This window comes from Mesorhizobium sp. M0047 (genome assembly GCF_040323315.1).
Lineage (GTDB): Bacteria > Pseudomonadota > Alphaproteobacteria > Rhizobiales > Rhizobiaceae > Mesorhizobium.
Genome location: NZ_JAMYUW010000015.1, coordinates 141,144 through 148,120, shown reverse-complemented (window position 1 = coordinate 148,120; position 6,977 = coordinate 141,144). Strand labels below are relative to the sequence as shown.

8 protein-coding genes and 1 other RNA gene are annotated in these 6,977 nt (G+C 62.5%); 3 read left to right on the top strand and 6 right to left on the bottom strand.

Annotation, left to right across the window (positions count from 1 at the left end; genetic code table 11):
• Positions 1–182: 182 nt before the first annotated feature.
• The 5 genes from NKJ89_RS17115 to ffs all read right to left on the bottom strand — a co-directional run bounded on the left by NKJ89_RS17115 (position 183) and on the right by ffs (position 4,051).
• Positions 183–1,112, bottom strand: a complete 930-nt coding sequence (locus NKJ89_RS17115; RefSeq protein WP_352604116.1) for a cell wall hydrolase — start codon at positions 1,110–1,112, stop codon at positions 183–185.
• Between the two features lie 134 nt (positions 1,113–1,246).
• Positions 1,247–1,654 (bottom strand): hypothetical protein, encoded by a 408-nt coding sequence (locus NKJ89_RS17110; RefSeq protein WP_023758153.1) that lies wholly within the window; start codon positions 1,652–1,654, stop codon positions 1,247–1,249.
• 24 nt (positions 1,655–1,678) lie between these two features.
• Positions 1,679–2,002 carry a YbaB/EbfC family nucleoid-associated protein gene (locus NKJ89_RS17105; protein ID WP_352604114.1) on the bottom strand — a complete coding sequence of 108 codons (324 nt, stop codon included), beginning with the start codon at positions 2,000–2,002 and terminating at the stop codon, positions 1,679–1,681.
• 30 nt (positions 2,003–2,032) lie between these two features.
• Positions 2,033–3,850 (bottom strand): DNA polymerase III subunit gamma/tau, encoded by a 1,818-nt coding sequence (locus NKJ89_RS17100; protein WP_352604113.1) that lies wholly within the window; start codon positions 3,848–3,850, stop codon positions 2,033–2,035.
• A gap of 104 nt (positions 3,851–3,954) precedes the next feature.
• Positions 3,955–4,051: signal recognition particle sRNA small type (ffs, locus tag NKJ89_RS17095), an RNA gene on the bottom strand.
• A 307-nt stretch (positions 4,052–4,358) separates the two neighbouring features.
• Between ffs and NKJ89_RS17090 the strand changes: the two genes are divergently transcribed.
• The 3 genes from NKJ89_RS17090 to NKJ89_RS17080 are packed head-to-tail and all read left to right on the top strand — an operon-like array spanning position 4,359 to position 6,102.
• Complete coding sequence (locus tag NKJ89_RS17090; protein WP_023758156.1) at positions 4,359–4,778, top strand: HIT family protein; 420 nt, start codon at positions 4,359–4,361, stop codon at positions 4,776–4,778.
• Positions 4,779–4,814: 36 nt separating this feature from the next.
• A complete protein-coding gene (nudC, locus tag NKJ89_RS17085) occupies positions 4,815–5,759 on the top strand; it encodes an NAD(+) diphosphatase (RefSeq protein WP_352604112.1) in 945 nt (314 codons plus the stop codon).
• Between the two features lie 37 nt (positions 5,760–5,796).
• Positions 5,797–6,102, top strand: a complete 306-nt coding sequence (locus NKJ89_RS17080; protein ID WP_352604110.1) for a Dabb family protein — start codon at positions 5,797–5,799, stop codon at positions 6,100–6,102.
• Here the strand turns inward: NKJ89_RS17080 and NKJ89_RS17075 are convergent.
• The gene (locus tag NKJ89_RS17075) at positions 6,099–6,962 is read right to left on the bottom strand and encodes a prephenate dehydratase (RefSeq protein WP_023758159.1); all 864 of its coding nucleotides are present in this window, start codon (positions 6,960–6,962) and stop codon (positions 6,099–6,101) included. The two genes, NKJ89_RS17080 and NKJ89_RS17075, sit on opposite strands and share 4 nt — an antisense overlap.
• Between the last annotated feature and the right edge of the window lie 15 nt (positions 6,963–6,977).

Here is a 6,977-nt window from a genome sequence, read left to right as displayed (position 1 = left end):
TAATTATCCGCGCCCCACCGATTCTACCCCCCGATTTGGGGGCGGCCGCGTCTTTTTTTTATATTATACTGTCTCCCGTTTCCCCCTAACGGTTTAACCGCTCCAGGATTTTTCAGAGCGCTTTGGAACATCCCACGTCCGCATCAACCGCCATATTGGCTTGGTGGACCATGGAGCGCGGATCAATTGGTTTCGAGCGGCCGATCCTGGCTGGCAATCATCGCGCCGATGGCGTCGGTGTTCTCAGGCGTCGACTGGAACCCCACCATCGTCGCCTCTTGCGGCGCGCTTTGAACCGAGGAGATGACCCTTGTGTTCAGGGTTCCGCCAAAACGGGCGGCATCCGGCTCTTCCATAGGTTCCTGCATCGCCACCACCGTCGGCTCCACCGAGACACGCGCGGATTTCGCGGGCGGCGCAACTGCCGCCGTCACATAGGTCTGTTGGGCAGGGGCGGATCGCACGGTTGCCGTCCTGGCTGGACGTGCGGGCTCGGCGGAAGCGACCATTATCGCCGCTGCAGCCGGCTTCTCGGGCGCCGCAGAGGCAACTGCGACCTGCGGCTCATCCGGCAACGGCTGCCAGTTGCGGCCGCGCTTCTCATAGAAGGCATTGCCGCCGGCAACCATCGTGTAGTGCATGTTCTTGTAAGGGAAGCGCAGCCCGGCGGTGTGGAAATACATCGTGTTCTTCAGCTTGGCCTTGCGCTCGCCCTTGAGCACGGCATCGGCGGCTTCCTCGACATCGGGCATCGCTCGCGAATTCATCGGTCTCGTCATGACGCCAGGCGCGAACTGCCCGCCCTCGCCCACCACTTCGCAGATTGTGCTTCCGTGGTTGCCGGAGCGGAGCCGGTTCATCACCACCGTGCCGACGGCGATCATGCCGTCGCGGCTCGAGCGATTGGATTCAAAGAACATCGCCCGTTCCAGGCATTCCTTGTCCTTGGGCGTATGGCTGTAGGCCCGGGAGCTCAGGAAACTCGGCGTGATGGCGTCGGTCAGGCTGGCGACGGACATACCGTGCGAAGTGGTTTGGCTGCATGCAGCCAAAAACAGGGGTGAAATGACGGCGCCGAGCAACAGCGGCGCCTTCCATCGCGTGGCAATCAACAGGTAACCCTCTCACTTCCATGCCCGCCCCCAGGCTGCGGCAAGAATGAGACACTTTCAGGCAAAAAGATGGCCAAAACGTTATTACTGGGGCACTGTTGCCAAATTAGCACAATTGCATGGCTTTATGCGGGCTATCGCCCGGCTGCAATCGCCACCGGCTGGCCAGGTTCAGCCTCTTCGATCTTCTCCGAAAACAGGCCGCGCCGGAGGAACAGCGCCCGCGCATCCCTGGCCGTCGGCGCGATCCTTGCCGGCCAGCCGCTTTCGACGAACTCGGCCTTGGTGAAGTCCGGATTTGTCTCGCTGGCCGCCTCCAGGAATTCGGCGATCTCCAGCACGATCGCACGCTCGTCTTTCGAAAGCGCCGATGTGCCGGCCTCGATCGACGGGCGATGGACGAAGTCCTCGAACAGGTTGAAGTAACCCTTGATACCGACGAGATCGACGCCATCGTCGCAGTCGGCCAGAATTTCCAGGATCTCGTAGATCCTGTTGCGGATACGCTGCTCGATCAATCTTTCGGTAGGCTCTTCGGTCATGTCGACCATGGGGCGCGCCGAACGCTAGAAGGGCAGTTTCATTCCCGGCGGGATCGGCAGACCGGCGGTCAGCGCCTTGGTCTTTTCCTGCATGATCTGCTCGACCTTGGTCTTGGCGTCATTGTGGGCGGCGAGCACCAGGTCTTCCAGGATCTCGACATCGTCCTCCTTGAACAAGGATGGATCGATCTTCAGCGACTTCATTTCGAATTTTCCGGTCAGCGTCACGCTGACCAGGCCGCCGCCGGCCTGGCCCGACGCTTCCAGAGTGGCGATCTCGTCCTGCATGGCCTGGAACTTGGCCTGCATTTCCTTCGCCTTGCCCATCAGGCCGAGAAGATCTTTCATGGTCTGGTCCTTTGCGGATTCGTTCTGTGGTCAGGTTTCGTCGTCGTCAGCCGGCGGCTCGACCGGCACTTCGGCCTCGGCCGTTTCGGCTTCCGGCGCGTCTGGAATGCGCACGTCGATGATCTTGGCCCCGGGAAAGCGCGCCAGGATAGCGGCCACCGTCGGATCGCTCTTGGCATCGAGGAAGGCGTTCTCGCGCTTGGCCGATTCCATCTCGGCGAGCGTCTGGCCACCCTCTTCCTTCGACAGCGAAACCAGCCAGCTGCGGCCGGTCCAGGCGCGCAACTTCGTCGTCAGGTCGTTGAGCAGCATCTTGGGCGCGTCGCTGGTCAGGCCGACGTCGATACGGCCGGGCTCGATACGAACCAGGCGGATATAGCTCTTGACCTGCACCTTGAAGGCGATGTCACGCTGCGCGTCGGCCAGGGCAATGATGTCGGCGAGCGATTTCAGCGGCGCCGATTGCGTCTCGACGACCGGCTCCGGCGGAGCGACGAAAGCAACAGGGGCAGGCGTGCTCTCCACGAGCCGCATGGTCTGCGCACCGCCCGGCCCGGCCGGCGTGCGCGTCTGCGCCATCGCACTGGCGCCACCACCATTGCCCGACCCCGCGGGTGTACCATTCGGGCGTGGGGTGCCATTTTGTACCGGCGTTGCGCCCTCAAGAGATCTTAACGCCTCGTCCAGCGTCGGCAGGTCGGCGGCATGCGCCAGCCGGATCAGCACCATTTCGGCGGCACTCACCGGCCGGTTGGAGGACTGGACCTCGGGAATGCCCTTGAGCAGCATCTGCCATGTCCGCGACAACACTCTGACCGACAGCGTCCTGGCGAAATCCGCGCCGCGCTGCCGCTCGTCCTCGGATAGCGAGGCATCCTCGATGGCCGTCGGCACGAAACGCAGCCGCGTGACGAGATGGTTGAACTCGGCAAGATCGGTCAGCACGGAGGCCGGATCAGCACCAGTGTCGTACTGCGCGCGGAATTCGGCAAGAGCAGCCGCTACATCACCCTTCATCACATGTTCGAACAGGTCGACGATGCGGGCGCGGTCGGCAAGCCCCAGCATCGCCCGAACCGCAGCGGCGCTGACCGAGCCGGCGCCATGGGCAATCGCCTGATCGAGGATGGAGAGCGAATCGCGGGCCGAGCCTTCGGCGGCGCGCGCGATCATCGCCAGCGCGTCGTCGTCGACCGAAATGCCCTCCTTGGCCGAGATCGACGCGAGATGCGCGACCAGCGCACCGGCGTCGATGCGCCTCAAGTCAAAGCGCTGGCAGCGCGACAGGACGGTGATCGGAACCTTGCGGATCTCGGTGGTGGCAAAGATGAATTTGACATGCGGCGGCGGCTCTTCCAGCGTCTTCAAGAGGCCGTTGAAAGCCTGCGTCGACAGCATGTGCACTTCGTCGATGATGTAGACCTTGTAGCGCGCCGAGACCGGCGCATAGCGCACGCGTTCGATGATGTCCCTGATGTCGTCGATGCCGGTGTGCGAGGCGGCGTCCATCTCGATGACGTCGACATGGCGGCCTTCCATGATCGCCTGGCAATGCTCGCCGAGCACGGCAAGGTCGACCGACGGCTGGTCGATATCAGCGGTTTTGTAGTTCAGGGCACGAGCGAGTATGCGCGCCGTCGTGGTCTTGCCGACGCCACGCACGCCGGTCAGCATCCAGGCCTGGGCGATGCGGCCGGTGGCAAAGGCATTGGTGAGGGTGCGCACCGTCGGCTCCTGGCCGACCAGTTCCGAGAAGTTCGAGGGACGGTACTTGCGCGCCAGCACGCGATAGGCGGCCGCCTTGCCATTCTCCAGGCTTTTTGGTCCCGAATTTCCGGCTTCGCTCATTCGCCCATAAGCTCCAAATGGCCGCGCCCGAAGGCGGCCGATTCCTGCGCATAGTCTCGCCCGCGCTGCAATGCGTCGTCAATGTCGCGAGAAGGGCCGGTGAGGTGGGAGGCTGGAACAATGACCCGTTCCGGGCTCGTTAGGGCTGCTTCCTTCCGGACCTGACCCGGTTGGCGAGTGGATCGTCCACCACCAACCTCCCGTCGTCCATATCGGCAATTGTTCGATGAAATGCAAGTGCGCAGAAGAAATCCCGGATTCCTTTGCAGCCTTCGCCGGCGCGTCGGCTGTCGGAGCATCAAACGAAAACCCGCCTGCGCGGCGGGTCACTGGCGCAAATCAGCACCATAAACAAATATATACCATAGCTGAGGTCACGAAATCAAGAAAAAATTCCTATCGTGAAAAGCTGCCGACCGCGAGCGCGCAATGATTCGCTTGCAGCCCCCTTTCCGCCGCTCTAGCGTTCATGCCCTTGAGGAAACCAAGAAAAGCAAGGGAAACGCCGATGATGACGGGCCTGAAGGCCGGATTCACGCTGGACTCCCGGCTGGAGGCGGATAGCGAGCAGTTGATGTGGCTGGGGCTGTGCGAGTTGCGGGTGATGAACGACCGCCGCTGGCCATGGCTGCTCCTGGTGCCGCAGCGGCCGGGCGCTGAGGAGATCCACGAGATGACGCCGCTCGACCAGGCAATGCTGACCTTCGAGACCAATATGGTGGCGCAGGCGCTGAAGAAAGCGACAGGCTGCACCAAGATCAACACCGGCGCGCTCGGCAACATCGTGCGCCAGTTGCACATCCATATCATTGCGCGTTCGGAAGGCGATCCCGGCTGGCCGGGCCCGGTGTGGGGGTACGGCCTGCGCGAGCCCTATAAAGGCTCCGACCTGCGGCGGTTTGCCGAAACGATCAAGGCGGCGCTATAAGCGTTCCCCGTGTCCATCCCGCAACGCAGAGTTTCCATGAGCTTCCGCCTGTTTGACGCGCCCTTGCGCGAGCCGAGTCAGTTCGTCGGCTTTGCCGGCAACATCATCGACCGGCAGTCCGAAAACCGCGCCGACGATTCGGTCGACAAGGCGCTCGCCGACCCGGCGACACGGCTGCTGTTGATGCATGGGGGGCGGCTCTATCTGAAGCTCGGGGATGGCAGTGGTCTCGACCCCTGGTTTGGCGCCTCCGAGAGCGAGCCTTTCGAACCATTTCTCGAACAGGGTGTCCTGCTCGGTTTTTCCGAACAGGGACCCGTGCTGGCCGTGCCCGGCGGCGTCGATCCGGAACGGCTTCCGGAAACCATCAAGGCCATCGACTACCGCTCCGTCTACATGCAGGGGCTGATCGATGAGGCGGCTGCCGGCGCGATGGCGCAAGGTGCGGCCCTGCTGGCCTGGCATGCAAGCCATCGTTTCTGCAGCAAATGCGGCACGCAATCGCAGATGCGGGCCGGCGGCTACAAGCGCCACTGCCCGAATTGCGGCACCGAGCATTTTCCGCGTACCGACCCCGTCGCGATCATGCTGACGGCGACGCGGGAGAAGTGCCTGCTCGGGCGCGGCCGGCATTTCGCGCAGGGCATGTACTCCGCCCTTGCCGGCTTCATCGAGCCGGGCGAGACGATCGAAGCGGCGGTGCGCCGCGAGACTCTGGAGGAGGCTGGCATCCGGCTTGGCCGCGTTGTCTATCACGCCAGCCAGCCCTGGCCGTTTCCCTATTCGCTGATGATCGGCTGCTTCGGCGAGCCGCTCAACGACGATATCCAGGCTGATTTGAACGAGTTGGAGGACTGCCGCTGGTTTGCCCGCGACGAGGTGCGTTCGATGCTGACCAGGGAGCATCCCGGCAATTTGGTCACGCCACCGAAAGGCGCCATTGCTCACCACCTCATCCGCGCCTGGGTCGACTCGGAGTGATGGCAGCGACTATCGAAAGACAATTCAGGAGCAGCAAATGATCCGTCACACCGTCGTCTTCACGCTGAAGCATCCGCCACATTCGCTGGAGGAACGGAGGTTCCTTGTCGACGCCAAGAAAATCCTCACCGCGATCAGGGGCGTCACGCATTTCGAGCAATTGCGGCAGATCAGCCCCAAGAACGATTATCATTTCGGCTTCTCGATGGAGTTCGCCGACCAGGCTGCCTATACCAGGTACAACGATCATCCCGACCACGTCGCTTTCGTGCGCGACCGCTGGGTGCCGGAGGTCGAGACGTTCATGGAAATCGACTATGTGCCGCTGGGCGCGGTGATCTAGTCAGCGACCTTCCACTGCTCACGCGACGCGCTGGCCGGGTAGACGCCCAGAATTCGCACTTCGCGTGAGAAGAAGCGAAGCTCGTCCAGCGCCAGCTTGACCAGCGGATCTTCGGGATGACCCTCTATGTCGGCGTAAAACAGCGTCGCGGTGAAAGCCCCCAGTTGGTAGCTCTCCAGCTTGGTCATGTTGATGCCGTTGGTGGCGAAACCGCCCATCGCCTTGTAGAGGGCGGCCGGCACGTTGCGGACGCGGAAGATGAAGGTCGTCATCATCTTGACGTCCGGTGACGGGCGGTCGGCCCATTGCTTGTTCTTGGTGAGGACGACAAAGCGGGTGACGTTGCTGTCGGTGTCCTCGACATTTCGCTCGAGGATGTCGAGCCCATAGAGCGTCGCGGCCAGCGTCGGCGACAGCGCCGCCATGGTGCGGTCCTTGCCCTCGGAGACCATCTTGGCGGCGCCAGCGGTGTCACCGGCGACGATCGCCTTCCAGCCGTTCTTGCGGATGTATTTGCGGCACTGGCCAAGCGCGTGGATGTGGCTGTGCACGGTCTTGATCTCGTCGCGTTTGACGCCGGGCAGCACCATCAACTGGAAATGGATGGGCAGGAAGTATTCGCCGATGATGTGGAGCTTCGATTCCGGCAACAGATGGTGGATATCGGCGACCCGCCCCGCAATTGTGTTCTCGATCGGAATCATGGCGAGATCGGCCTTCCCCGTCTCGACCGCGTTGAACGCGTCCTCGAAGGTCGGGCACGGCAACGGCTCCATCGATGGATAGACGTTGCGGGAAGCGGTGTCGGAATTGGCACCCGGCTCGCCCTGGAAGGATATTCTGTTGGTCTTTTCAGGCATGGCCAATTCTCGATT